The sequence below is a fragment of the Stenotrophomonas sp. Y-13 genome, from assembly GCF_046267925.1.
GTDB classification, from domain to species: domain Bacteria; phylum Pseudomonadota; class Gammaproteobacteria; order Xanthomonadales; family Xanthomonadaceae; genus Stenotrophomonas; species Stenotrophomonas acidaminiphila_A.
In genome coordinates this window covers 3,343,376-3,367,733 of record NZ_CP176501.1, presented here as the reverse complement: position 1 = coordinate 3,367,733, position 24,358 = coordinate 3,343,376, and the positions used below count along the sequence as shown (strand labels likewise).

Genomic DNA, 24,358 nt, shown 5'->3' with positions numbered 1-24,358 from the left:
CATGAGCGGGCGCGTCGTGCCGGGGTGCCGCGCCCGGCCGCCTGCGCGCGGCCCGGGGAGCGGCGCCGGTGAACGTGCCGCGCCGCCCGCCACAGCGGGTGTCGGACAGGGTCGCCGAACAACTGCAAGCGCTGGTGCGCGAGCGGCGGCTGCGGCCCGGCGACCGGCTGCCGGCCGAGCGCCTGCTGGCGGCGCAGCTGGGCGTATCGCGCACCGCGCTGCGCGAGGCCATCGCCCGCCTGGGCAGCCAGGGCCTGCTGGTCGCGCGCGTGGGCGGCGGCACCTTCGTCGCCGAACCGGCGGCACGCGCGCGGCAGGCCATCGAAGAGCCGCTGGCGCCGTACCTGCCGCTGTTCCAGGGCGACCCGGAGTACCGCTTCGACGTACTGGAGATCCGCCATGCGCTGGAGGGCGCCGCGGCCTGGCATGCCGCGCTGCGCGCCACCGCCGAGGACCGCGCGCGCATCGCCGGCGCCTACGCCGCGATGCTGGATGCGCACGGCAGGGACGACCCCGCCGGCGAAGCCCGCGCCGACGCCGACTTCCACCTGTCCATCGCCGAGGCGTCGCACAACCTGGTGCTGCTGCAGGTGATGCGCGGCCTGTTCGACCTGCTGCAGACCAACATCTCGCAGAGCCGCGAGCGGCTGTACACCTCGCCGCGCACCTTCGCGCCGTTGTCCGCGCAGCATCGCCGGATGATGGACGCGGTGCTGGCCGGTGACCCGCAGCGTGCGCGCGCCGCCGCGCTGTCCCACCTGGAGTTCGTGCACACCACGCTGCGCACGCTCGACGAAAACGAGGCCCGGCGCGCGCGGGCCTCGCGCCTGCCTTCCGCCACGGCCGACCCATGATCATCTCCGCTTCCACCGACTACCGCGCGGCCGCACGCCGCCGCCTGCCGCCGTTCCTGTTCCACTACATCGATGGCGGCGCCTACGCCGAGCACACGCTGCGCCGCAACGTGTCCGACCTGGCCGACGTGGCCCTGCGCCAGCGCGTGCTGCGCGACATGGCCGACCTGAGCCTGGAGACCGAGCTGTTCGGCGAAAAGCTGGCGATGCCGGTGGCGCTGGGGCCGGTCGGGCTGACCGGCATGTATGCGCGTCGCGGCGAGGTGCAGGCCGCGCGCGCGGCCGACAGCCGCGGCGTTCCGTTCACCCTGTCCACGGTGTCGGTGTGCCCGATCGAGGAAGTGGCACCGGCGATCCGGCGGCCGATGTGGTTCCAGCTGTACGTGCTGCGTGACCGCGGCTTCATGCGCAACGCGCTGGAGCGGGCGCAGGCGGCGGGCGTCACCACCCTGGTGTTCACCGTGGACATGCCGGTGCCGGGCGCGCGCTACCGCGATGCGCATTCGGGCATGAGCGGGCCCAACGCGGCGCTGCGCCGCTACCTGCAGGCCGTGACCCATCCGCGCTGGGCCTTCGACGTGGGCCTGCGCGGGCGGCCGCATGACCTGGGCAACATCTCCGCCTACCGTGGCCACCCGACCGGGCTGGAGGACTACATCGGCTGGCTCGGCAGCAACTTCGACCCGTCGATCTCGTGGAAGGACCTGGAGTGGATCCGTGCGTTCTGGAAGGGGCCGATGCTGATCAAGGGCATCCTCGACCCGGACGACGCGCGCGACGCGGTGAAGTTCGGCGCCGATGGCATCGTCGTGTCCAATCACGGCGGGCGCCAGCTCGACGGCGTGCAGTCCACCGCACGCGCGCTGCCGGCGATCGCCGATGCGGTGCAGGGCGAGCTGAAGATCCTGGCCGATTCGGGCATCCGCAGCGGCCTGGACGTGGTGCGCATGCTCGCCCTCGGCGCCGATGCCGTGCTGCTGGGCCGCGCCTTCGTCTACGCGCTGGCGGCGCGCGGCGAGGCCGGTGTCGCCCACCTGCTGGACCTGGTCGCCAGCGAGATGCGGGTGGCGATGACCCTGACCGGTGCGCGCCGCATTGCCGACATCGGCCGCGATTCGCTGGTGCGGCTGCCGTGAGCGCGGCGCTGCTGGGGCGCCTGCGCGCGGTCGTCGGCCAGCGCCACGTGCTGACCGGCGATCGGGCCACGCGCCGCTTCCGCCGGGGCTACCGCTTCGGCGAGGGCCCGGTGCTGGCGGTGGTGCGGCCGGGCACGCTGCTGGAGCTGTGGCAGGTGCTGCAGGCGGCGGTGCAGGGCGGCGCGGCGATCATCCTGCAGGCGGCCAACACCGGGCTCACCGGTGGCTCCACGCCCGATGGCGATGACTATGGCCGCCCGGTGGTGCTGGTCAGCACGCTGCGCCTGCACGGCATCCGGCTGCTGGACGGCGGCCGCCAGGTGCTGTGCCTGCCGGGCGCTACCCTCGACCGGCTGGAACAGGTGCTGGCACCGCTCGGGCGCGAGCCGCACTCGGTGATCGGCTCCTCGTGCATCGGCGCCTCGGTGCTGGGCGGCATCTGCAACAACTCCGGCGGCGCGCTGGTGCGGCGCGGGCCGGCCTATACCGAGCTGGCGCTGTTCGCGCAGGTCGATGCCGATGGCCGGCTGCACCTGGTCAACCACCTTGGCATCGCGCTGGGAGACAGCCCCGAAGAGATCCTGACGCGCCTGCAGGCCGGCGACTACACGCCGGCCGACGTCGGCAGTGGTGGCGGCCGCGTCGCCTCCGACCCGCATTACGCCACGCAGGTGCGGCAGGTGGACGCCGGCACCCCGGCGCGCTTCAACGCCGACCCGGCACGGCTGCACGAGGCAGCCGGCTCGGCCGGCAAGCTGGCCGTTTTCGCGGTGCGCCTGGATACCTTCGAGAAAGAGCCGGCCGAGGTCTTCTATATCGGCAGCAACCGCACCGACAGCCTCACCGCGCTGCGGCGCCAGCTGCTCACCGGTTTCGAGCGCCTGCCGATCGCCGGCGAGTACATCCACCGCGATGCCTACGACATCGGCGAGCGCTACGGCAAGGACGTGTTCCTGCTGATCGACCGGCTCGGCACCGCGCGCGTGCCGGCTGCCTTCGCCTGCAAAAGCCGGGTCGATGGCTGGTTCGAGCGGCTGGGCCTGCGCGGGGTGAGCGACCGGGTGCTGCAGGTGCTGGCCGGCCTGCTGCCATCGCACCTGCCCAGGCGCATGGGCGAGTTCCGCCTGCGCTACGAACATCATCTGCTGCTGAAGGTGTCCGCGCGCGACGCGGCGCAGACCGGGGCCTGGCTGCGCGGCTTCTTCGACGGCCACGAAGGCGGCTTCTTCCACTGCACCGCGGAGGAGGGACGCAAGGCGTTTTTGCACCGCTTCGCGGTGGCCAGCGCGGCGGTGCGCTACCGCGAAGTGCACCGCGACCGGGTGCAGGACATCGTCGCCCTGGACGTGGCGCTGCGCCGCGACGACCGCGACTGGTTCGAGCAGTTGCCGGCCGGGCTCGACGCGCGCCTGCTGCACAAGCTGTATTACGGCCACTTCCTGTGCCACGTGTTCCACCAGGACTACATCGCGCGCAAGGGCGAAGACCCGCTGGCGATCGAGCATGCGATGTGGGCGCTGCTGGACGCGCGCGGCGCCGAATATCCGGCCGAACACAATGTCGGCCACCTGTATCCGGCCAAGCCGGCGCTGGCCGCGTTCTACCGGCAGCTCGATCCTGGCAATGTCTTCAATCCGGGCATCGGCCAGACCAGCAAGCGGGCCGGCTGGAAGGACTGCGACTGCGCGCATTGAGCGCGCCATGCGCCGGGGGGGGGCAGTGAGTTGGCGGCCCGGTCACCGCGACCGGGCCGCCCGCAACGCGCACCGCGTCAGCGGCGGATGTCCTGCACGTGGGTGCCGACCGCCTCGGCCAGGCCGGGCACCCCGTCCGCGCCGGTCGGCACGGTGATGCTCGAGCCCTGGAAGTCAGCGCCGATGGGCTGCGCGCGGCCGCCCAGGCACTGCGCCAGGAAACCCTCCGCCACGGCGTTGAACGCCTTGCTGTTCTCCGGGCGCGCAAAGCCATGGCCTTCGTCCGGGAACAGCACGTAGGTGACCGGGATCTTCCGCTCGGTCATGGCCTTGACGATCTGGTCGCTCTCGGCCTGGCGTACGCGCGGGTCGTTGGCGCCCTGGCCGATCAGCAGCGGCCGGCGGATGGCGGACACGCGGGTCAGCGGCGAGCGCTCGGCCAGCAGCTGTTTGCCGGCCGCGGTGCGCGGGTCGCCCACGCGCTTGGCGAACTGCTCGAAGAACGCGGCCCAGTAGGGCGGGATGGTGGAAAGCAGGGTGTCCAGGTTCGAGGGGCCGACGATGTCCACGCCGCACTTGAACGTGTCGGGGGTGAAGGTCAGCCCGACCAAGGTGGCGTAGCCGCCGTAGCTGCCGCCCATGATCGCCACCTGCTCGCGGGTGGTCACGCCGTTCTTCACCGCCCAGTCCACCGCGTCGATCAGGTCGTCGTGCATCCTGCCGGCCCATTCGCCGTCGCCGGCGTTGGTGAAGGCCTTGCCGAAGCCGGTGGAGCCGCGGTAATTGACCGACAGCACCGCATAGCCGCGGTTGGCCAGCCACTGGTGGTAGGCGTTGTAGCCGTAGTCGTCGCGCGCCCACGGCCCGCCGTGCACCAGCAGCACCATCGGTACCGGGGCATCGGCCTTGCCGTCGCCGTTGGCGTCGGCGCTGCGCGGCAGGCTGAGGTAGCTGACCAGGGTCAGCCCGTCGCGCGAACGGATTTCCTGCGGCCATTGCGGCACCAGCGCCTTGCCCTCCAGCGCCGGGCGCGCGACGAACAGCTTCTCCGGCGTGCCGCCGCGCACATAGCGGTAGTAGGTGACCGGCGACTCGGCGGCGGAGTAGGCCACGATCCAGGTCTTGTCGTCGAGCGTGCGCGAGGTGACGCTGAAGCTGCCCGGGCCGATCGCCTTGAGCTTGTCCAGGTCCGGTGCGATGGCCGGGTCGACCGCCTTCCATTCGTTCTTCAGGTAATTGACCGCCACCGCCTGCGCGCGCTGGGTCATGGGGTCGTCCAGCGCGCTGTCGATATCGGCGCGGGCGTCCTCGTAGACCAGGGTCTTCGCCCCCGTGCCGGTGTCGATGGCATACAGCGCGGCGGTGTCGCGGTCGCGCGAGTCGAAGAAGTAGCGGGTCTTGCCGTCGCTGGTGTAGCCGCCCGGGAAGCTGGTCAGGGAATCGGCGAACGGGATCTGCCCGGTGACCTTCCAGCCGCCCTTGCCATCGGGTTCGAGCAGGTCGTTGCCGCCGTCCTCGCGCGCGCGGCTGGCCATGCGCACCTTGAAGTCCGGGTCGGCGATGTAGCCGGCGATCTGCCGGGTGTTCTTCTCCAGCAGCGTGCGCTGCCCGCTGGTCAGGTCCACGCGGTACAGGTCGTGCCACTTCGGGTCGCGGTCGTTCATCGCCACCAGCACCGATTCCGGGTGCAGGTGGCTGACCCCGACGACCTCGGCGCGGGTGGCCGGGAAATCGCTCAGGTCGCGCGCCTGGCCGCTGGCCAGGTCCACCGCGAACAGGTGGAAGTTCTCGTCGCCGCCGGTGTCGCGCAGGTACAGCAGGGTGTCGGGACGGTGGCTCCAGAAGTACTGGCGGATGCCACGGGTCTTGTCCGTGGTGACCGCGCGCGCCTTGCCCAGGTCGTCGGCCGGGGCGACCCAGACGTTGAGCACGCCGTCGACCGCGGCGACCCAGCCCAGGTAGCGGCCGTCGGGGCTGATCTGCACGTTGGCACGCTCGGGGTTGCCGAACAGGGCGTCGCGCGGGATCAGCCCGGGCGGCGCGGCGGGCGTGCCGCTGGCGGCCGGTGCGGGCGGGGCGTCGTTGCCGGCCGGCGTGCGGTTGCAGGCGGAAAGGGACAGGGTGAGGGCGAGACTGACAGCGAACAGCAGAGTGCGATCCATGGCGGAGCTCCGGTATGCCGCGCTGGCGGGTGCGGCCACGCTAGCGCGGAACCGCGCCTGCTGCGTTAAGCCGCGCCCCGGCGCGGCTCAGCGCTCCGAATGGCCGGTGTCGTCGTACTGGCGCGGGGCGAACAGGTCGGGCCGGATCAATGCGATGAAGGCGCGCGCCTGCGGCGACAGCACCTTGCCGCGGCGCACCGTCACCCCGTAGCTGCGCGTGGGGAAATAACGCGTCATCGGGCGGATCGCCAGGCGTTCGCGGTCGGCGTCGTTGAGGCACAGCGCGGTGACGATGGAAATGCCCATGCCCATGGCCACGTACTGCTTGATCACCTCCCAGCCGCCGACCTCCAGCGCCACGGTGTACGGCACGCGGTGGCGCTGGAACACCAGGTCCACCAGCCGCCAGGTGATCTGCCGCTTGGGCGGCAGGATCAGGGGGAACGCCGACAGGTCCTCCAGGGTGATCTCGCGCCTGCCGGCCAGCGGGTGCCCGCGCGGGGTGATCAGCACCTGCTCGAAGTCGTAGACCGGCGCGTAGCTCAGGTCGCCCGGCACGTCCAGCATCGAGCCCACGGCGAGGTCGGCGGCATCGCCGCGCAGCAGTTCGGTGCCGTCGGCGCTGATCGCGTCCTGCAGCACCAGGCGCACGTCGGGGTGGCGCTGGCGGAACGCCTCGACGATCTTCGGCAGCAGGTACAGGATCGTCGAGGTGTTGGCGGCCACGGTCAGTTCCCCGGCATCCAGGCCGCGGACCTTGTCGCGGAAGCTGGCTTCCAGCCCGTCCAGGCTCTCCACCAGCGGCTGCGCCATCTCGTACAGCAGCTGGCCCTCGCGGCTGGGCACCAGGCGCCGGCCGCTGCGCTCGAACAGCACCACCCCCAGCTCCCGCTCCAGCGCCTGCAACTGCAGGCTCACCGCCGGCTGGCTGACGAACAGCGCCTCCGAAGCACGCGACACCGAGCCCAGTCGGACCGTCTGGCAAAACGCGCGCAGCGGTTTGAGCCGGTCGGACTTGTAGGAAAAACGCGGGCTTGCGGGCGTCTTCGGCGTCATTTCGGCTGATTATTAGCACAACTTATGTTGGGTATTGCAAAAACTGTTTTGATAAATAAGTGACCCCGGCGGCACGGTGGAGTCCCCCGACACCCGCAGGGTTCCGCCATGTCCGCCGTCGCCACCTCTGTCCCGTCCACGCCCGCCCGCCCGACGCCGGGCATCACCGTGGCCGCCCGGCTCGCCGGCCAGGCGGAACTGCTGCCGGCCGGGGTGCTGGCCCTGCTGGTGTCGCTGCACCGGGCGGTGGAACCCGAGCGCCAGGCACGGCTGGCGGCGCGGCGCCAGCGCCAGGCGTTCTTCGACCAGGGCGGGCTGCCGGATTTCCGCGCCGACACCGCGCACCTGCGCCAGGGCGACTGGACGGTGGCGCCGATCCCGGCCGCGCTGCAGGACCGCCGCGTCGAGATCACCGGCCCGACCGACCCGAAGATGGTCATCAACGCGCTGAACTCCGGCGCGCGGGTGTTCATGGCCGATTTCGAGGATTCGACTTCGCCGACCTGGCGCAACCTGCTGGCCGGCCAGCAGGCGCTGATCGGCGCGGTGCGCGGCGACCTGGAGTACACCGCGCCGGCGGCGGCCGACGGCACGCCCGGCAAGCACTACACGCTGCGGCCGTTCGCCGAGCAGGCGGTGCTGATCGTGCGCCCGCGCGGCTGGCACCTGGACGAGAAGCACGTGCTGGTCGACGGCCAGCCGATCGCCGGCGGCCTGTTCGACGCGGCGCTGTTCGCCTTCCACAACGCCCGTGCGCTGATGCGCCGCGACCGCGGCCCGTACTTCTACCTGCCCAAGCTGCAGTCGATGGAGGAGGCGGCGCTGTGGGAAACCGCGCTGGCGCACATCGAGGGCATGCTCGGCCTGCCGCACGGGCAGATCAAGGTCACGGTGCTGATCGAGACGCTGCCGGCGGTGTTCGAGATGGACGAGATCCTGCACGCGCTGCGCGGGCGCGTCGTCGGCCTGAACTGCGGCCGCTGGGACTACATCTTCTCCTACCTGAAGACCTTCCGCCGGCATGCCGACAAGGTGCTGCCCGAGCGCGGCCAGGTGACCATGACCCAGCCGTTCCTGAAGGCGTATTCGGAACTGCTGATCCAGACCTGCCACCGCCGCGGCGCGCATGCGATGGGCGGCATGGCCGCGCAGATCCCAATCAACCACGACCCGGCCGCCAACGAGCAGGCCATGGCGCGGGTGCGCGCGGACAAGCTGCGCGAGGTCAGCGCCGGCCACGACGGCACCTGGGTGGCGCACCCGGCGTTGATCCCGGTGGCGCGCGCGATCTTCGACGAGCACATGCCCGGCCCCAACCAGCACCACGTGCTGCGCCGCGACGTGCACGTCACCCGCGACGAGCTGGTGGCCCCCTGCGCCGGCACCATCACCCGCGCCGGGTTCGAGAACAGCGTGGAAGTGTGCGTGCGCTACATGGCCGCATGGCTGGACGGCAACGGCTGCGTGCCGATCCACAACCTGATGGAGGACGCCGCCACCGCCGAGATCAGCCGCAGCCAGCTCTGGCAGTGGCTGCACGCCGGCAACCAGCACCTGGACGACGGCACCGCCATCGACGGCGCGCTGCTCGACGCCACCCTGCGCGCGCTGCCCGCGCGCCTGGGCGACACCGCCGCGCTGCCCGGCGGCGGCCGCATCGCCCAGGCCATCGACCTGCTCGACACGCTCAGCCGCGCCGACGAGCTGGCCGAGTTCCTGACCCTGCCCGCCTACCGGCAGATCGACTGAGCCCCCCGCTGCCATTCCCCCTTTCCGCACGCCCGCCCCCCAAGGAGTTCCACCATGAGCACCTACACGCAACAGATCGACGCCCTGCAGCACGACTGGGACAGCAACCCGCGCTGGGCCGGCGTGCGCCGCCCGTACAGCGCCGCCGACGTGGTGCGCCTGCGCGGCACCGTGCAGCCCGAGCACACCCTGGCCCGGCGCGGCGCCGAACGGTTGTGGAAACTGCTCAACGGCGATGCCCGGAAGGGCTACGTCAACGCGTTCGGCGCGATCAGCGCCGGCCAGGCGATGCAGCAGGCCAAGGCCGGGCTGGAAGCGGTGTACCTGTCCGGCTGGCAGGTGGCCGCCGACGGCAACACCTCCGAGACCATGTACCCGGACCAGTCGCTGTACGCCTACGACTCGGTGCCGACCATGGTCCGCCGCATCAACAACACCTTCCAGCGCGCCGACGAGATCCAGTGGAAGAACATCGTCGACGGCAAGCTCAAGGCCGAGGACGCCATCGACTTCTTCCTGCCGATCGTGGCCGACGGCGAGGCCGGTTTCGGCGGCGTGCTCAACGCCTACGAACTGATGAAGAACATGATCGTGGCCGGTGCCGCGGGCGTGCACTTCGAGGACCAGCTGGCGGCGGTGAAGAAGTGCGGCCACATGGGCGGCAAGGTGCTGGTGCCCACCCAGGAGGCGATCCAGAAGCTGGTCGCCGCGCGCCTGGCGGCCGACGTGCTGGGGGTGCCGACGATCGTGCTGGCGCGCACCGATGCCGAGGCCGCCAACCTGCTGACCAGCGACTTCGACCCCAACGACGCGCCGTTCGTCACCGGCGAGCGCACCGCCGAGGGCTTCTACCGGGTGCGCAACGGGCTGGAGCAGTCGATCAGCCGCGGCGTGGCCTACGCGCCGTATGCCGACCTGGTGTGGTGCGAGACCGGCACCCCGGACCTGGGCTTCGCCCGCGAGTTCGCCCAGGCGGTGCACGCGGCCAGCCCCGGCAAGCTGCTGTCCTACAACTGTTCGCCGTCGTTCAACTGGAAGAAGAACCTGGACGACCGCACCATCGCCCGCTTCCAGGACGAACTGTCGGCACTGGGCTACAAGTACCAGTTCATCACCCTGGCCGGCATCCACATCAACTGGTTCAACACCTTCAAGTTCGCCCACGACTACGCCCGCGGCGAAGGCATGCGCCACTACGTGGAGCAGGTGCAGGAGCCGGAGTTCGCCGCCCGCGGGCAGGGCTACACCTTCGTCTCGCACCAGCAGGAAGTGGGCGCCGGCTACTTCGACGACGTGACCACGGTGATCCAGGGCGGCGCCTCCAGCGTCACCGCGCTCACCGGGTCCACCGAGGAGGCCCAGTTCCAGGCCGGCAAGGCCGCCTGAACGGCGTTTTCGATACGTTTTCAGCAGCCGGGGTATGGTGTTGGGGCGGCCGCGACGGCCGCCCTTGTTCTTGGCCGGCTGAATGGGGCTCACGCCGGTTTCCGGCATCGTCCGCGCCGGGTGGCGGTGCTATCCTTCCGCGCTAGCCCCTGGGGACGGAGGGGCGGTGGGGCTGAGGGAATGACCAGCGACAATGCTGCAATCATGGCCGATGATCGCGAGCTGGGCGTCGCTCATATGGCGATGGCCGAAATCGTGCATCCGGTCCTGTCGCCCGACGAGTTCGCGCTGTTCTCGCGGTTCGGCCGGCAGCGCGAGGTCGCCGCCGGCGAGGTGCTGTTCCGCCGTGGCGATTCCGGCGATGCCATGTTCGTCATCGTCAGCGGCATCGTCGACCTCAATTTCGGCGAGGACCTGGTGGTCAAGTACCTGGGTCCGGGCGAGTTCTTCGGCGAGCTGGGCCTGCTGATCGGCGACCATCGCCGCGGTGCCGATGCCCGCGCCGCGACGGAACTGTCCCTGCTCGAACTCGGGCACCCCGATTTCCAGAAGCTGGTGGACCACGACCCCGGCCGCGTCGCATTCTTCCTGCGCCGTACGATCATGCGCGTGGTCTCCAACGAACAGATGCTGATCCGGCAGCTGCGCCGCCGCAACCACGACCTGGAAGCGGCGCTGGACAACCTCTACACCACCACGCACCAGCTCAACCACACCGAGGAACTGGTGCGGACCGACGAGCTGACCGGCCTGCACAACCGCCGCGGGCTGACCCTTTACCTGCAGGAATGCCGGCAGCCGTCGCGGACCCCGCCGCAGGGGCTGCTGCTGATCGACTGCGACCGCTTCAAGTGCATCAACGACGAGCACGGCCACCTGGTCGGCGACCGCGTGCTGCAGGCGGTCGCCAACATCCTGCGCTCGGTGGTGCAGCCCGGCGGCCTGGCCTGCCGCCTGGGCGGCGACGAGTTCTGCCTGCTGGTGCACGAGGCCGATGCCGCGGCGCTCGAACACGTGGCCGGCTTCATCCTGCACGCCGTGCATGGCCTGCTGGAACGTTCGCAGCCGGTGCCGCGGGTCTGCCCGGTGAGCATCGGCGCCTGCCTGCTCGACCCGGCGCGCGACTGGAACGACTGGTACGCCCATGCCGACAGCGCCCTGTACGAGGCCAAGCGGCGTGGCGGCAACCGGCTGCAATGGCCGGTGGACTGGCTGGGAGCCGGCTGACATGCAGCAGGCCCCCGCCACCCCCGACATGGATCCCGCGGCGGAAGCGCCGGCCCCCCGCGTGCACACGCTGCTGCTGACCGACCTGTGCGATTCGGTGGCACTGGTGGAGCGGCTCGGCGACACCGCGGCCGCGGAACTGTTCCAGGAGCACGACCGGCTGGTATTGCGCCTGCAGCAGCAGTGGAAGGGGCGCATGATCGACCGCTCCGACGGCCTGCTGCTGTTGTTCGAGCGCCCGGTCAACGGCCTCGGCTTCGCCCTGGATTACCGGCAGGGCCTGGAGCAGCTGGGCAAATTGCGTGGCATCGACCTGCAGGCGCGCACCGGCATGCACGTCGGCGAGGTGCTGACCTGGCACAACAGCGTCGAGGCGGTGCAGGCCGGCGCCAAGCCGCTGGAGGTCGAGGGCTTGGCCAAGCCGCTGGCGGCGCGCCTGATGGCGCTGGCGCGGCCCGGGCAGATCCTGCTCTCGGCGGTGGCCGAATCGCTGGCACACCGCTCCGCGCGCGAACTGGGCGCGCGCAGCGGGCACCTGCTGTGGAAGTCGCATGGCCGCTGGCACTTCAAGGGCGTGCCGACCACCCAGGAAGTGTTCGAGGTCGGCGAACCGGGGTTCGCCCCGCTGCGCACGCCGCGCAGCACGCCCAAGGCGTGGCGCGACCTGCCGTTCTGGCGGCGCCCGATGGCGCTGGTGGCGGAGGCGGCGCTGCTGGCGGCGCTGTGCGTGGGCGCCTGGTTCTTCATGCGCCCGGAGCCGGCCATCGCTTTCGCCGAGCGCGACTGGGTGGTGCTGGGCGACCTACGCAACCTGACCGGCAATGCCCTGCTGGATGATTCGGTGATGCAGGCCCTGCGTGTCAGCCTGGAGCAGTCGCGGCACGTCAACGTGCTCAGCGACATGAAGACGCGCGACACCCTGTCCCGCATGCGCCGCGATCCCGTGGCTTCGCGACTGGACCGTACGTTGGCTTCCGAAGTGGCGCTGCGTGACGGCGCACGTCTGGTCATACTGCCGGCGGTCTCCGAGGTTGGGGGCAAGCTGCGCCTGAGCATGGAGATCGTCGACCCGCATACGCAGGCCACGATCCGTTCGGATTTCGTCGATGGCCGCGGCCTGGATTCGCTGCTGGCCTCGGTCGATGCCATCGCCTCGCGGTTGCGCGGGCATCTGGGTGAAACCCGGGCATCGGTCAAGGCTGCGTCACAGCCATTACCATCGGTGACGACGTCAAACCTTCATGCCTTGCGCGCATATGCGCTCGGATTGCAGGCCACGCGTGAGGGAAAGTGGCAGCAGGCGATGCAGATGTATAACGAGGCCACCACGCTGGATCCCGAGTTCGCGCTTGGCTACCTTGGCGCGGCGCGGGTCATGGTGGCGCGTTCGCAGCGGCCGTCTGCGATGCCTTTCCTCGACCGCGCACTGGCCCTGCGGCACCGCCTGCCCGATCGGGAGCGCCTCTACCTGGATGCCTGGGAGGCCGAGTTGCGGGCGCCGGTGCAGGCGTTGGAAAAATGGCAACTGATGGCCGGTCTCTATCCCGACGACTTCGCCGGCCAGGCGAACTCCGCGTGGCACCTTTTCACCGTCAATCGCATGGACGAGGCTTTGCCATATGCACAGGCGGCCGATGTACCGCAGGATCCGTTGCGACCGCTGGCGGCCGACTTCCTGGCGCGCGTCCTGCTCGCCAAGGGAGCGGCGGAACCTGCGTTGAAGCGCTTGCGGGAAATCGGGAACGAGACTCAGGCGGGCCAGGGCCGGCGTATCGCCAATGTGCTGGCGGTGCTTGAACGACCCGTCGAAGCCATGGCCGCACTGGAGGCCATCAGGCCCAGCGGCTATGCGGCTACCGATCTGGTGCCCATGATCGACCGGGTGTCGTTGGCGCTTGACCAGGGAAGGTGGGAGCAGGCCCGGGCAGCAGTGGAAAACGCCGTTGAGACGAGCGGCCAGCAGGATGCGTTCATGAACCTGCAGTTCCGCTTCATCTCAAGCGTGGTGGCGCAGACGGCCGGTGTGTCCTTGCCGAGATCGCGCCGTTTGGCGACCGCCCAGGCGCTGGTGAGCGCGATCGCCGACCCCGCCTGGGATCCTTCCAACCGCGCGGATCTCACGTCGATGTTGCTGGCTAACGCCTGGCTGGCGCAGCGTGAGGGGGACACCAGCCTGGCGGCCAATGCGCTGAGACAGGTCGATGCATTGCCTGACAAGGAGAGGCTGGGCACAACCACCGCGGCAATGCAACGGATCGTGCAAGCCGGGCAGCTGGCTGCGAACGGGCGTCACGACGAGGCCAGCAGGCTGTTGTCGCCCCGTGCCGACGACCTGTACCAGTCGCGGGTCGCCCTGTATCGCGTACTGGCCGCCGCGGGCCGCCATGCCGAAGCTGAAACACAGGCACGCTGGCTGCTCAAGCAACGTGGGCTTGCCTACATCGAAGCCAATGCATCCCAGGCACTGCAGCCCCTCAACGTAGCCGACTCGCGCCTCGCGCGGCTGTGGCTTGCCGAATCGCTGGCGGCACAGGGGAAACACAGCCAGGCCACTGCCGAAATGCAGGCGTTTCTGCGGCAGTGGCCTGCCTCGGTACTGTCTCCTCAGTTGTTGTCCAGGGCCGAGGCGATCCTCTCGGCTTCGAAGCAGAAGACCACCGCGTGATTACCCGCCCGCGTGAGGTGGGCCTGCAGCTCGCTGCGGGCGGCGGCGATCTCTTCCTTGCTGGCCAGCCGGGCGGTGGTCATGCAATAGAACGGATCGCCCGCGGCAGGCGTCATGGGCGCCAGCGCCTGCGCCGCATCCACGCCAAGATCGGCCAGCGCCTGGATGGGGTTTGCGTGGAAAAGCGCACGGAATGCATCATCGCTGGACAGCTTTTCCAGCAGCGTGTCCGCCATCACCGCATCCAGGCCGGGGTGGCCAGCCGCAGCGTCGTCATTGTTGGAGCCGTTGCTCATTGTTCCCCCTGTCCGGTTGGGGGGCGCCAGGGGCGCTTGACCGGCTTCTTGAAGTTGTATGGATATGCAGCGCCCCCCCGCGCGGCATGAGGATCATACCCATGAACGTGCGTCGCTGCGCATGCGTTTTTTTTGAATCGCGGGAGACTGCGAGCTTTGATCTGGCCGGGCTGCTCGCTGGCGGTGTGGGGGTTGCGCGTACCCGTCGCTGGCTCGCACTGGCGCCGCACCTTGAGCAGGAAATCGAGGTGTCGGAGGCAGAGATGGCATGGCTGGGGCGTTTCAGTCCGCAGCTGTGGAGCGTGGCCGATGCCATGCCGGAGGACATCCTGTCGCGCCTGCTGGAAACAGGACTGCTGATTTCCGATGAGCCCCGCTTTGCATCGCAGTGCGCGGCCGATGAACGCCACCGCGCATTGAACTGGTGGCCACTGGCCGCGGTCGTGCACAAGGCCAGTTGCTGGAGCGGCGTGGACAGCGTGGCCTCGATGCAGCGGCTGGGCATGGATACGGTCGCCGGCCTGCTACGTACCTGCGGCACACCGCCGCCGGCTGTGGTCGAACGGGAGGGCTGCGGCCCGGACATCCCGCTGCAGCGTGTCCCTGCCGACAGCCTGGACAGGCTGCTCGAAAGACGCACCACATGCCGCAACTTCGATAGCGGGCGGGAACTGGAGCAGGCCATGTTCGCGCGGATGCTGGACCGCGTCTTCGCCGCGCAGGGCAGCGTAGTCGCGGGCGAAGGCATCGAGTTCCTGAAGAAACATACTCCCTCAGGTGGAGGGTTGCATGCCACCGAGGCCTACCTCCTGGTGCAACGGGTGCAGGGGGTGCCGCCAGGCCTGTACCACTACCGCCCACACGTGCATGCCTTGCGTCCGTTGCCCGCCCCGCCCATGCCGCTGGATGAGCTGGCGCGCAGGGCACTGGCGGGGCAGTGGTGGTTTGCCCAGGCGCCGGTGCTGGTGATCTACGCGCCTCGCGTGGCGCGCAGCTATTGGAAGTACCGCGACCATCCCAAGGCCTATCGAGCACTGCTGATGGACGTTGGCCACCTCTCGCAGACGCTGTGTCTGAGCGCCACCGACCTGGGCCTGGGCGCGTTTGTGACCGCGGCGATCAACGAAGGCGAGCTGGAGCGCGCCTTCGGCCTGGCGCCCCTGTGCGACGGACCGGTCGCAGTGGGTGGATTCGGCTGGCGCGCCGCGCAACAGGAAGTCGCCGAGTTCGATCCCGGAGGCAGGGTCTGGGAACGAGCCGAATGAATCGTGGCCGCCGCAGCGGCACTGGCGCGCATCGACGCGGATTCTTGACGACGACTCCTCTTCGATCCGCCGGTCAGGCCTGTTGGTCGCCAGCGGACCTGCGCCGGGAGTTGCCTGGCTGAAGGCGGTCAAACCGTATCCGCCCAGGCATGCGCTCGGGGATGGCGCATGGCGCGCCCATCGCCCCGCGAGTCGCATGGTGGGGCGATGGCCAGCGATCACATGGGATGGATGCGGTCCTGCTGGCAGTGAGGGCAAGTCGCACCGCCGCACCGATCATGCGCCGGTTATCCCGATTCTGATGATGGTTGCAACCTGATCGCCTCCGGGACAATGTGCGGATCAGCTTTCCGGGCCCGCCTCGAAATCCACCAGCACCGCGCCGTCGCCCACCTGGTCGCCGCCGCGCACGCGGTAGCCGTTGACCACGCCGTCGGCCGGCGCCTGCAGGGTGTGTTCCATCTTCATCGCTTCCATCACCAGCAGCGCGGTGCCGCGGGTGACCTTGCTGCCCGGCTCGACCAGCAGCGCAATGACCCGGCCGGGCATTGGCGCCAGCAGGCTGCCACCGTGGTCGCTGCCGGCGTCGGCCTCGGCGACCGGATCGTGCACGGTGAAGCGGCGCTGGCCGCCTTCGCCGAAGAGGTAGAGCGCATTGCCGTCGTGCAGGACGTTGCCGCGGTACAGGCGGTCGCCGGCCTGCAGGGCGTAGCTCGCTCCGTCCACCTTGCCGTCGACCCGTAGCGGATCGACGTCGCCGCCGTGGACCTGCCAGCCGTCGGCGTGGCGGCGCACCCGCAGCGTGCGTTGCTGCTGCAGGTATTCCAGCGTGACCGCGCGCGCGGCCGGGCCGGTCAGGCGCCAGCCGTCGGCGATGGACCAGGCAGACGCATCGGCCGGCGTTGCGGCGCCTGACCCGCTGGCGAGTACCGCGGCCACGGCCCAGTCGGCGTCGCTCGCGGCGTGCTGGGCGATGTCCAGCGCGTCGCGTTCTCGCTCGATCAACGCGGTGTCGAGATCGGCATGGCGGAAGGAGGCGGTTGCCACCAGCCGATGCAGGAACGCGGCATTGGTGGTGACGCCGGCCACCTGGCAGCGCGCCAGTGCGCGCCGCATGCGCAGCAGGGCACGCTCGCGGTCCTCGTCCCAGACGATCAGCTTGGCGATCATCGGGTCGTAGTAGGGGGTAATGGCATCGCCCGGTTCGACCCCGGCGTCCACCCGCACATGGGCATCGGGCGGCGGCAGGCGCAGGTGGCGCAGGGTGCCGGTGGAGGGCAGGAAGCCGCGGTCGGCATCCTCGGCGTACAGCCGCGCCTCGATGGCGTGGCCGCGGATGGCCAGCTGCGCCTGGGTCTTCGGCAGCGGCTGCCCGGCGGCCACGCGCAGTTGCCACTCCACCAGGTCGGTGCCGGTGATCATCTCGGTCACCGGGTGCTCGACCTGCAGGCGGGTGTTCATTTCCATGAACCAGAACTCGCCGGTGGGCGCGGCGATGAACTCCACCGTGCCCGCGCCGACGTAGCCGACCGCGCGCGCGGCGTCGGTGGCGGCCTTGCCCATCGCCGCGCGGCGCTCGGGCGTCATGCCCGGCGCCGGGGTTTCTTCCAGCACCTTCTGGTGGCGGCGCTGCACCGAGCAATCGCGCTCGAACAGGTGTACGACGTTGCCATGGCTGTCGCCGAACACCTGGATCTCGATGTGCCGCGGCCGTTCGATGTACTTCTCCACCAGCACGTGCGCGTTGCCGAATGCGGACTGCGCCTCGCGCTGGCAGCTGGCCAGGGCGGCGTCGAAATCCGCGCTGGCCTCGACCTTGCGCATGCCCTTGCCGCCGCCACCGGCGCTGGCCTTGATCAGCACCGGGTAGCCGATGGCGTCGGCCTGCGCGCGCAGGAACGCCGGTTCCTGGCGGTCGCCGTGGTAGCCGGGCGTCAGCGGCACGCCGGCCTGCTGCATCAGCGCCTTGGCCGCGCTCTTGTCGCCCATCGCATCGATGGCGCTGGCTGGCGGGCCGATGAAGACGATGCCGGCCTCGGCGCAGGCGCGGGCGAAACCGGCGTTCTCGGACAGGAAGCCGTACCCGGGATGGATCGCCTGCGCGCCGCTGCGGCGCGCGGCGTCGAGGATGGCGTCGCCGCGCAGGTAACTTTCCGCCGCCGGCGCCGGGCCGATGCGCACGGCCTCGTCCGCCAGTCGCACGTGCCGCGCGTCGCGGTCCGCGTCCGAATACACCGCCACGGTAGCGATGCCCAGGCGGCGGCAGGTGGCGATGACGCGGCAGGCGATTTCGCCGCGGTTGGCGATCAGGATCTTGTCGAACATGGCGTATTCCATGACGTGCTGCGCGGTGGCAGCAGAAGGGGAAAAGCACCCGTGTGCAGGTTCCTGCGGTTGCTTCGGCCTGGGCGGTTGCGGTTGATCTTCAGAGTCCCCTTCCGCAGCGACGGAGCCGACGGTAGGAACCCGAAGGGCGGCGTGCATGGATGCACGTCGTTTTCCGACGAGACAGGGATGTCTCGTCGGAAAATTCCGGCGGCGGAGTGAATCCGGCGCGCAATGCGCGCCGGACGCGAAGGTAGGGCGTGTTTCTCTTGGTTAACTTCTCTTTGCACGAGCAAAGAGAAGTAACCCGCTCCCCGAAGGGGAGCGAAAGCCCTTGCGCTTGTTTCCGCTGCAGGAACGTCGCGCATGCGAACTACATCCGGAACACGCCGAAGCGCGTGTCCTGCGCCGGCGCGTTGAGGCTGGCGGCCAGCGCCAGGCCGAGGATGCGGCGGGTGTCGGCCGGGTCGATCACGCCGTCGTCCCACAACCGCGCGCTGGCATAGTACGGGTGGCCCTGGCGTTCGAACTGCTCGCGGATCGGCGCCTTGAACGCCTCCTCCTCGTCGGCCGGCCACTGCCCGCCCTTGCCCTCGATGCCGTCGCGCTTGACCGTGGCCAGCACGCTGGCGGCCTGTTCGCCGCCCATCACCCCGATGCGCGCGTTCGGCCACATCCACAGGAAGTGCGGCGAATAGGCGCGGCCGCACATGCCGTAGTTGCCGGCGCCGAACGAGCCGCCGATCACCACCGTGTACTTGGGCACGCGCGCATTGGCCACCGCCATCACCAGCTTGGCGCCGTCCTTGGCGATGCCGCCGTGTTCGTATTTGCGGCCGACCATGAAGCCGGTGATGTTCTGCAGGAACAGCAGCGGGATCCCGCGCTGGCAGCACAGCTCGATGAAGTGCGCGCCCTTGAGCGCCGATTCGGAGAACAGGATGCCGTTGTTGGCGATCACGCCGACCGGGTGCCCATGCACGTGGGCGAAGCCGGTGACCAGGGTGTTGCCGTAGCGCGGCTTGAACTCGTCGAAGCGCGAGCCGTCGACGATGCGCATGATCACCTCGCGCACGTCATAGGGCTTGCGGGTGTCGCTGGGGATCACGCCATACAGTTCGCGCGCATCGAACAGCGGCGCGTCGGCGGGCTGCAGCGCGACGCGCGGCTCGGGCCTGCGCCAGTTGAGGCTGGCGATGATGGCGCGCACCCGCGCCAGCGCCTGCAGGTCGTTGTCGGCCATGTGGTCGGCGACGCCGGAAATGCGCGTGTGCACGTCGGCCCCGCCCAGTTCCTCGGCGCTGACCACTTCGCCGGTCGCCGCCTTCACCAGCGGCGGGCCGCCGAGGAAGATAGTGCCCTGTTCCTTGACGATCACCGTCTCGTCGCTCATCGCCGGCACATAGGCGCCGCCCGCGGTGCAGCTGCCCATCACGCAGGCGATCTGCGGAATGCCCTGCGCCGACAGGTTGGCCTGGTTGTAGAAGATGCGGCCGAAGTGGTCGCGGTCGGGGAACACCTCGTCCTGCAGCGGCAGGAACGCGCCCCCGGAATCGACCAGGTAGATGCAGGGCAGGTGGTTCTGCTGCGCGATCTCCTGCGCGCGCAGGTGCTTCTTGACCGTCACCGGGTAGTAGGTGCCGCCCTTGACCGTGGCGTCGTTGGCGACGACCAGGCATTCCACGCCCTCGATGCGGCCGATGCCGGCGACCATGCCGGCGCCCGGCACCGGGTCGTCGTACATGCCGTGCGCGGCCAGCGGCGCGATCTCGAGGAACGCGCTGCCGGGGTCGAGCAGCGCGTCGATGCGCTCGCGCACCAGCAGCTTGCCGCGCGCGGTGTGCTTGGCCCGGGCCGCATCGCTGCCACCACGCGCGGTGCGTTCCAGGGTGGCGCGCAGGTCGTCGACCAGCGCCTGCATTGCCGCGCGGTTGGCTTCGAATGTCTCGCTGCCGGGCTGCAGCTGGGTTTTCAGTACGCTCATGGCAGTGGTTCCTGCGGTGGCCTGGGTGCCGTCGGTGGGGGCGTCCGAAGGGCGGGTGCGGGGCGCGCCGGGATCATGATGCGCGAACCCCGTCGATGCCGTTCACCCGCCAGCCCCCCGGGGAGAGGTCCGGCGGTCGCCGGGCCTGGATCACGCGGTGCGCTGGAACAGCTCGCGCCCGATCAGCATGCGGCGGATTTCCGAAGTGCCGGCGCCGATCTCGTACAGCTTGGCGTCGCGCCACAGGCGCCCGGCCGGGTACTCGTTGATGTAGCCGTTGCCGCCGAGGATCTGGATCGCCTCGCCGGCGGCCCAGGTGGCCTTCTCGGCCGAGTACAGGATCGCGCCGGCCGCGTCCTGGCGGGTGGTGCGGCCCTGGTCGCAGGCCCTGGCCACCGCATACACGTATGCGCGGCACGCGTTGAGGCCCACGTACATGTCCGCCAGCTTGGCCTGGATCAGCTGGAAAGTACCGATCGCCTCGCCGAACTGCCGGCGCTCGTGCACGTACGGCAGCACCACGTCCAGCGCCGCGGCCATCAGCCCGAGCGGGCCGCCGGACAGCACCACGCGTTCGTAGTCCAGGCCGGACATCAGCACCTTGACCCCACCGCCGACCTCGCCGAGCACGTTCTCCACCGGCACTTCGCAGTCCTGGAACACCAGCTCGCAGGTGTTGGACGCGCGCATGCCCAGCTTGTCCAGCTTCTGCGCGGTGGAGAATCCCTTCATGCCCTTCTCGACGATGAAGGCGGTGATGCCGCGCGACCCGGCCTCCGGGTCGGTCTTGGCGTAGACCACCAGCACGTCGGCATCCGGGCCGTTGGTGATCCACATCTTGTTGCCGTTGAGCACGTAGTGGTCGCCGCGCAGGTCGGCGCGCAGCTTCATCGACACCACGTCCGACCCCGCGCCCGGCTCGCTCATCGCCAGCGCGCCGACATGCTCGCCGCTGCACAGCTTCGGCAGGTACTTGTGCTTCTGCGCCTCGCTGGCGTTCTTGCGCAGCTGGTTCAGGCACAGGTTGGAGTGCGCGCCGTAGGACAGGCCGATGCCGCCGGAGGCGCGCGAGATCTCCTCCATCGCCACCACGTGGGCGAGATACCCCATGCCGCTGCCGCCGTATTCTTCCTCCACGGTCATGCCGAGCAGGCCCTGCTCGCCCAGCTGGCGCCACAGCGCATTGGGAAACTGGTTGCCGGCGTCGGCAGCGGCCGCCAGCGGCGCGATGTGCGCGGCGGCGAACTGGGCCACGCTCGCGCGCAGCATGTCGATCTCTTCGCCGAGATCGAAGGAAAGGGTGGGAACGTGCATGGGGGCGGCTCCGGTACGGCAGGACGGGTGGGCGCTCCGGGAGGGGGACGGGCGGACCGTCGGCACGGGCGTTTGCGCGCAGCCTAGCCGGTCTCCATGAAAAAGTGAATACAAATTCAATAATTGAACATAGAATCAGCCCATGGCCTACAAACGTTCGGAACTGATGGAAAAGCGCCTCGCCGGCAACCGCGAGGCGATCCTGGCCGCGGCCCGCCGGCTGGTCGCCGCCGGCGGCTACCGCAATGCGCCGGTCACCGCGGTGGCGGCCGAGGCCGGGGTATCCACCGGCCTGATCTATCGCCATTTCCCGTCCAAGGCCGACCTGTTCGTGGAAGTGCTCACCGCCGCGGTCGAGCATGAGCTGGACATCCTCTCGGCCATCGCCGACCAGCCGCAGCCGGCGGCGCTGCGCCTGCAGCAGGCGGTGGCCTCCTTCGTGCGCCGTGCACTGGCCGGGCCGGCGCTGGCCTATGCCTTCATCGCCGAACCGGTGGACCCGGAGGTCGAGGCCGAGCGCATCCGCTGTCGGCGCCTGTTCGGCGACGTGTTCAAACGCATCCTCGGCGACGGCGTGCGCAGTGGCGAGTTCCCGCCGCAGGACCTGGACGTGGGCGCGGCCTGCATCGTCGGTGCGTTCACCGAGGCACTGGTCGGCCCGACCGCGCCCAGCCGTGACGGACTGCGCGGCGGCGAGCCGCTGGTCGAGGCGATCGGGGCCCTGTGCCTGCGCGCGGCCGGTGCCGGCATCGGCGCGCAGCGCGCCTGATCGCGGCCGGCCCGTGGCCACCGGTGCCCGTTGCCGGTGGGTGGGGGCGCTGGTCTATACTCCGCCGGTAGCTGTGGTCCACCGACTACTTGCCAGGGGTGTTGATACGTGCGGAATTACGACCTGCAGTTCCTGAAGCGCTTCTCCATCGTGATCGCCATCTTGGCTGTCGTCACGGTCGGGTTGATCATCTTCGCGTCGTTCCTGCAGCGCGCGATTCCCACCGAAGCATCCCCGCAGGCGGTCGCGCGCGTCGAGCAGCGCATCGCCCCGGCCGGCGCGGTCTACGCGGGCAGCACCGGCGCCGCGGCGCAGGCCGCGGCGGCCGAAGCCGCGGCAGCGCAGGCCGCGGCCGCGGGCGGCGCCTACGGCGGCACGCTCGATGGCAAGGTGATCTTCGACAAGCTGTGCACCGCCTGCCACCTGACCGGCGTGGGCATGGCGCCGACCCTGGACCATGCGCACTGGGACAAGCGCATCGCCCAAGGCAAGGAGACGCTCTACAAGCACGCCATCGAGGGCTATACCGGCCCCGACGGCGGGGTCATGCCGCCCAAGGGCGGCAACGCCGGCCTGAGCGACGAGCAGATCCACGCCACCGTCGACTGGATGCTGGCAAACCTGAAATAAAACGTGCCCATCATGGACACGCGGCGCCGCCCTCCCGGGCGGCGCTTTGCTTTCCGCCGTTCTGGAGTCCGCCCCATGCGCCATCTTCCCCCGCTGCTCGCCCTCTCGCTGTCCCTGGCCCTTGTGCCGCAGGCGCTCGCCCGGGGGCCGGCGGTCACCGCCATCGGCCAGGTGCAGGGCAGTGGCCCGCGCAGCCCGCTGGAAGGGCGCCAGGTCACCATCGAGGGGTTCGTCACTGCCGACCTGCGCGCCGGGCTCGGCGGCGTCTTCCTGCAGGATGCCGGCGATGGCGATCCGGCCACGTCCGATGCGCTGTTCGTGCAGCTGGACCCGGCGCGCGCGCTGCCCGCGGGGCAGTGGCTGCGTGTCACCGGCACGGTGCAGGAGCTGGCGGCCGGCAAGGGCGGCCAGACCCTGACCGCGCTGCAGGCCGAGACGCTGGCCGCGGCCCGTGCCCGCCCCGCGCCCGCGGTCACCGTGCTGGACGCCGTGCCCGCCAGCTGGGAAGCGCTGGAAGGGATGAAGGTGCGCATCACCGCACCGCTGACCCTGGCCGGGCAGGACCAGCTGGCGCGTCACGGCGAGCTGGCCGTGGCCTTCGACGGGCGGCTGTGGCAGCCGACCGAGTTGGCCGCCGCCGGCACCGCGGAGAACGCGGCGCTGGTGGCCGACAACGCGCGCCGCCGGCTGCGCCTGGACGACGGCAGCAGCCAGCGCGATCCGGGCCGCGTGTCCTACCTGCCCGAGGCCGCGCAGCTGCGCACCGGCATGGTGTTCCGCGGCGTCGAGGGCGTGGTCGACCAGCGCCATGACGGCGACTACCGCCTGCAGCTGACCGCCGCGCTGCCGGTGCCGGCGATCGAGCGGCCGCAGCCGCCGGTGGTGGCCGGCGCACTGCGCATCGCCGCGTTCAACCTGGAGAACTACTTCAACGGCGATGGCCACGGCGGCGGCTTCCCGACCCTGCGCGGCGCCAAGACGTTCGCGCAGTTCCAGGCGCAGCAGGCCAAGCTGGTCGCCACCATCCGCGGCCTCGACGCGGACGTGGCCGCGCTGATGGAACTGGAGAACGACGGCTACGGCCCGGACTCGGCGATCGCCGGGCTGGTGCGCGCACTCAACGAGGGGCAGGGCAAGGACCGCCACTGGGCGTTCGTCGACGCCGGCAAGGGGCCGGGCGACAACCCGATCCGCGTGGGCATCATCTACCGCGCCGCGCGGGTGGCGCCGGTGGGCAAGCCGGCGGTGCTGGAGCGCGAGCCGTTCGGCGAGCGCAGCCGGGTACCGCTGGCGCAGGCGTTCCGCATGGGCCGCAAGGGCCGGCCGTTCGTGGTCGTGGCCAACCATTTCAAATCCAAGGGCTGCAGCGAGGCCAGTGGCGCCGATGCCGACCAGAACGACGGCCAAGGCTGCTGGACTGCTACCCGGGTGGAATCGGCGCGCCTGCTGCACCAGTGGCTGCAGCGCGACCCGACCGACAGTGGCAGCGCCGATGCGGTGTTGCTGGGTGACTTCAATGCCTATGCGATGGAAGCACCGATCCGCCAGCTGCAGGCCGATGGCTGGCGCGACGCGTTCAAGGTGGCCGGCGTGCCCCAGCCCTACAGCTACGTCTACAACGGCTTGACCGGGCGCCTGGACCACGCGCTGCTCAACCCGGGCATGGCGGCGCGGTTGAAGGGCGCGGCCGAATGGCACATCAACGCCGATGAAGCCGACGACGCCGGCTACCAGGGGCGCAACGTACCCGGCCCGTGGCGCAGCTCGGACCACGATCCGCTGCTGCTGGGCTTCGATCCCTGAGCCCGGGCGAAGCGGGCGCCGGTGTCATGTGCCTGGGGCCGGT

At 70.3% G+C, this 24,358-nt stretch carries 17 protein-coding genes; 11 read left to right on the top strand and 6 right to left on the bottom strand.

What is annotated here, in order from left to right:
• The first annotated feature begins 68 nt into the window (after nt 1-68).
• The 3 genes from lldR to dld are packed head-to-tail and all read left to right on the top strand — an operon-like array spanning nt 69 to nt 3,684.
• The gene (gene lldR, locus ACJ7VY_RS15280) at nt 69-854 is read left to right on the top strand and encodes a transcriptional regulator LldR (protein WP_409475982.1); all 786 of its coding nucleotides are present in this window, start codon (nt 69-71) and stop codon (nt 852-854) included.
• Nucleotides 851-1,990 carry an FMN-dependent L-lactate dehydrogenase LldD gene (gene lldD, locus ACJ7VY_RS15275; protein WP_409475981.1) on the top strand — a complete coding sequence of 380 codons (1,140 nt, stop codon included), beginning with the start codon at nt 851-853 and terminating at the stop codon, nt 1,988-1,990. Before lldR ends, lldD begins: the two co-directional genes overlap by 4 nt.
• Nucleotides 1,987-3,684, top strand: coding sequence for a D-lactate dehydrogenase (gene dld / locus ACJ7VY_RS15270; RefSeq protein WP_409475980.1), 1,698 nt, complete (start codon nt 1,987-1,989; stop codon nt 3,682-3,684). Before lldD ends, dld begins: the two co-directional genes overlap by 4 nt.
• A gap of 77 nt (nt 3,685-3,761) precedes the next feature.
• Here the strand turns inward: dld and ACJ7VY_RS15265 are convergent, their stop codons facing one another.
• Nucleotides 3,762-5,846 carry a S9 family peptidase gene (locus ACJ7VY_RS15265; RefSeq protein WP_409475979.1) on the bottom strand — a complete coding sequence of 695 codons (2,085 nt, stop codon included), beginning with the start codon at nt 5,844-5,846 and terminating at the stop codon, nt 3,762-3,764.
• 87 nt (nt 5,847-5,933) lie between these two features.
• Nucleotides 5,934-6,902 carry a LysR family transcriptional regulator gene (locus ACJ7VY_RS15260; RefSeq protein WP_409475978.1) on the bottom strand — a complete coding sequence of 323 codons (969 nt, stop codon included), beginning with the start codon at nt 6,900-6,902 and terminating at the stop codon, nt 5,934-5,936.
• A 108-nt stretch (nt 6,903-7,010) separates the two neighbouring features.
• Here ACJ7VY_RS15260 and aceB point away from each other — a divergent pair, with 108 nt between their 5' ends.
• From aceB to ACJ7VY_RS15240, 4 genes are all read left to right on the top strand, one after another.
• A complete protein-coding gene (aceB, locus tag ACJ7VY_RS15255; protein ID WP_104939850.1) occupies nt 7,011-8,651 on the top strand; it encodes a malate synthase A in 1,641 nt (546 codons plus the stop codon).
• Between the two features lie 54 nt (nt 8,652-8,705).
• The gene (gene aceA, locus ACJ7VY_RS15250) at nt 8,706-10,037 is read left to right on the top strand and encodes an isocitrate lyase (protein WP_240212477.1); all 1,332 of its coding nucleotides are present in this window, start codon (nt 8,706-8,708) and stop codon (nt 10,035-10,037) included.
• A 180-nt stretch (nt 10,038-10,217) separates the two neighbouring features.
• On the top strand, nt 10,218-11,264 hold the full coding sequence (locus ACJ7VY_RS15245; protein ID WP_161614504.1) for a diguanylate cyclase: 1,047 nt from the start codon (nt 10,218-10,220) through the stop codon (nt 11,262-11,264).
• A 1-nt stretch (nt 11,265) separates the two neighbouring features.
• Nucleotides 11,266-13,929 carry a putative peptide modification system cyclase gene (locus ACJ7VY_RS15240; protein WP_313229980.1) on the top strand — a complete coding sequence of 888 codons (2,664 nt, stop codon included), beginning with the start codon at nt 11,266-11,268 and terminating at the stop codon, nt 13,927-13,929.
• Here the strand turns inward: ACJ7VY_RS15240 and ACJ7VY_RS15235 are convergent.
• The gene (locus ACJ7VY_RS15235; protein ID WP_409475977.1) at nt 13,869-14,225 is read right to left on the bottom strand and encodes an NHLP-related RiPP peptide; all 357 of its coding nucleotides are present in this window, start codon (nt 14,223-14,225) and stop codon (nt 13,869-13,871) included. The genes ACJ7VY_RS15240 and ACJ7VY_RS15235 overlap by 61 nt on opposite strands.
• A 101-nt stretch (nt 14,226-14,326) precedes the next feature.
• Between ACJ7VY_RS15235 and ACJ7VY_RS15230 the strand changes: the two genes are divergently transcribed.
• Nucleotides 14,327-15,490: a putative peptide maturation dehydrogenase gene (locus ACJ7VY_RS15230; RefSeq protein WP_409475976.1), complete on the top strand. Its 1,164-nt coding sequence runs from the start codon at nt 14,327-14,329 to the stop codon at nt 15,488-15,490.
• Nucleotides 15,491-15,832: 342 nt separating this feature from the next.
• Here ACJ7VY_RS15230 and ACJ7VY_RS15225 read toward each other — a convergent pair whose 3' ends face one another.
• The 3 genes from ACJ7VY_RS15225 to ACJ7VY_RS15215 all read right to left on the bottom strand — a co-directional run bounded on the left by ACJ7VY_RS15225 (nt 15,833) and on the right by ACJ7VY_RS15215 (nt 21,113).
• Nucleotides 15,833-17,815 carry an acetyl/propionyl/methylcrotonyl-CoA carboxylase subunit alpha gene (locus ACJ7VY_RS15225; protein ID WP_409475975.1) on the bottom strand — a complete coding sequence of 661 codons (1,983 nt, stop codon included), beginning with the start codon at nt 17,813-17,815 and terminating at the stop codon, nt 15,833-15,835.
• A gap of 373 nt (nt 17,816-18,188) precedes the next feature.
• On the bottom strand, nt 18,189-19,799 hold the full coding sequence (locus tag ACJ7VY_RS15220; RefSeq protein WP_409475974.1) for a carboxyl transferase domain-containing protein: 1,611 nt from the start codon (nt 19,797-19,799) through the stop codon (nt 18,189-18,191).
• A gap of 150 nt (nt 19,800-19,949) precedes the next feature.
• Nucleotides 19,950-21,113, bottom strand: a complete 1,164-nt coding sequence (locus tag ACJ7VY_RS15215) for an isovaleryl-CoA dehydrogenase (protein ID WP_161614509.1) — start codon at nt 21,111-21,113, stop codon at nt 19,950-19,952.
• Nucleotides 21,114-21,255: 142 nt separating this feature from the next.
• Between ACJ7VY_RS15215 and ACJ7VY_RS15210 the strand changes: the two genes are divergently transcribed.
• The 3 genes from ACJ7VY_RS15210 to ACJ7VY_RS15200 all read left to right on the top strand — a co-directional run bounded on the left by ACJ7VY_RS15210 (nt 21,256) and on the right by ACJ7VY_RS15200 (nt 24,315).
• Nucleotides 21,256-21,882 carry a TetR/AcrR family transcriptional regulator gene (locus ACJ7VY_RS15210; RefSeq protein WP_240212471.1) on the top strand — a complete coding sequence of 209 codons (627 nt, stop codon included), beginning with the start codon at nt 21,256-21,258 and terminating at the stop codon, nt 21,880-21,882.
• 108 nt (nt 21,883-21,990) lie between these two features.
• Entirely contained in the window at nt 21,991-22,512 is a 522-nt protein-coding gene (locus ACJ7VY_RS15205; RefSeq protein WP_104939843.1) for a c-type cytochrome, read from the top strand.
• Between the two features lie 75 nt (nt 22,513-22,587).
• On the top strand, nt 22,588-24,315 hold the full coding sequence (locus ACJ7VY_RS15200) for an ExeM/NucH family extracellular endonuclease (RefSeq protein ID WP_409475973.1): 1,728 nt from the start codon (nt 22,588-22,590) through the stop codon (nt 24,313-24,315).
• Nucleotides 24,316-24,358: the final 43 nt, after the last annotated feature.